The organism is Thiolapillus sp. (assembly GCF_048562965.1).
Lineage (GTDB): Bacteria > Pseudomonadota > Gammaproteobacteria > Chromatiales > Chromatiaceae > Thiolapillus > Thiolapillus brandeum_A.
Genome location: NZ_JBHNMF010000700.1, coordinates 1 through 1,575, shown reverse-complemented (window position 1 = coordinate 1,575; position 1,575 = coordinate 1). Strand labels below are relative to the sequence as shown.

General features: G+C 56.3%; 2 protein-coding genes. Both read right to left on the bottom strand.

Going from position 1 to position 1,575, the window contains the following annotated elements; all coding sequences use genetic code 11:
- Window positions 1-201: 201 nt before the first annotated feature.
- On the bottom strand, window positions 202-549 hold the full coding sequence (locus ACOCD2_RS19310; protein WP_293650015.1) for a DUF523 domain-containing protein: 348 nt from the start codon (window positions 547-549) through the stop codon (window positions 202-204).
- On the bottom strand, window positions 546-1,499 hold the full coding sequence (locus ACOCD2_RS19305) for an MBL fold metallo-hydrolase (RefSeq protein ID WP_293650014.1): 954 nt from the start codon (window positions 1,497-1,499) through the stop codon (window positions 546-548). Before ACOCD2_RS19305 ends, ACOCD2_RS19310 begins: the two co-directional genes overlap by 4 nt.
- Window positions 1,500-1,575: the final 76 nt, after the last annotated feature.

The following is a 1,575-nucleotide window of genomic DNA, read 5'->3' as shown; positions in this document are numbered from 1 at the left end:
TTTTTTCCGGCACTGCCGGGCTTCTGCACTGATTCGATACATCAAACCTCGTGAACGCCCAGGCGCCGGAGAAAATCTTTTTGCTGCCTTTCGCTTTCCAGTTCAACGTCATCCGACAGCAGCATCGCAGGAAACCGCCGCCTCACCCAATCCGCATATATGCCACTGGCTCGGGCAGACAACAACATCCCATTCCGATCATTAAAGTAGCGTGGAGTCCAACCCGCAACTGGGAGAACGTGCCTTGAACACCAGTGCATCCAGCTTTTGGAGCAAGGGCTCCTGCTGCCCTATCCATTGCTTCAGCACCATTGTCACATCCAATTCTGAATTGGACACACCAAGAAGGCGGACAGTTCCGCGGTCTTTCACCAAATGCACCGCCGGACGCGGCACGCCCAGACCGGCTTCAGTTTCCGGACAGAAAGGAACGATTTCGACAAAGCCAGGCAGAACATCGCAAATCCAGGCATGGGGGCGGGAATCGCCGTCATAGCGCACCGCCCGGCCCAGCAGGCAGGCGCTCACCCCCACCCGGGGCCGGGTCAAAATTCCGCGGCCTCCACCTCGAGATAGGCCAGACTCACATGGCTGCCCACCAGGCTGTCGAAATCCGTCCAGTCCTTCCAGCGCGCCAGCCGCGGCAGCAGTTTCGGTTTGATCTCGAAATCGCTCAGATCATCCTCGAAAAACTCCTTCACGCCATCATAGACAGTCTGCAGATAATCGCGGTACTCGGTGGCCGCTTCCGGTCCCGCCGTAGGACCGTGGCCGGGCACAAACACCCTGGCATCGGTGGCCAAAGCCCGGTTCAGGTTCCTGATGTTGCCCTGAAAGCTGCCGTCATTGAGGCGCAGCATGCGGCCATAACCGGCGTTGTCACCGAGAAAGATCACTCCCTTTGGTGGCAGATGCAGCATGATGTCATTGTCCGTGTGGGATTTGCCGTCATGCAGCACATGAAATGCTACCCCGCCGACTGTTATCACGCTGCCTTCATCCACCGGGCTGTTGGCAGAAACCACTTTCGTGCCCGCCGTGGCCCCCTTGGTCATGTCCATCATCACTTCCAGCCACTGGGCACCCGCACCTTTTTCCACCCGTTCTATCATTTTCGGATGGGCATAGATCCTGACCTTGGGAAAGGCTTCGGCAATGGCCTGATTACCCAGCCAGTGATCCCCGTGAACATGGGTGTCAAACACCGCCACCACGGGTTTGTCCGTGATCTTGCGGATCTGGGCCAGCACCATCTCGCCCACCTGCACACTGCTGCCAGGATCAATCACCACCACGCCGTCCGCAGTCATCACGAAAGCCGGGTTGTTCATGAAACCCTGGTTTTCGGGCGATGGCACACCCTTGGGGCCATGTATCACGTATACGCCATCGGCCACCTGTTTGGCCTGATAGCTTGCCTTCAGCTGTGGCGCCTTATCCGCCAGGGTGGCTTGACTGAAAAACGACAGGGAAAGAAATGCCCATAAAAAGATTCTCATTTTCACGCTCCTCCAATTATTCTAGAGTTTAGAGTTTCAGAGGAGAAAAACCACTAAAAATCTCAAAAAATAGTTG

Excerpts from the sequence above, each read along its gene's own strand:
- ACOCD2_RS19305 (WP_293650014.1), bottom strand. The coding sequence starts at position 1,499 with ATGAGAATCTTTTTATGGGCATTTCTTTCCCTGTCGTTTTTCAGTCAA.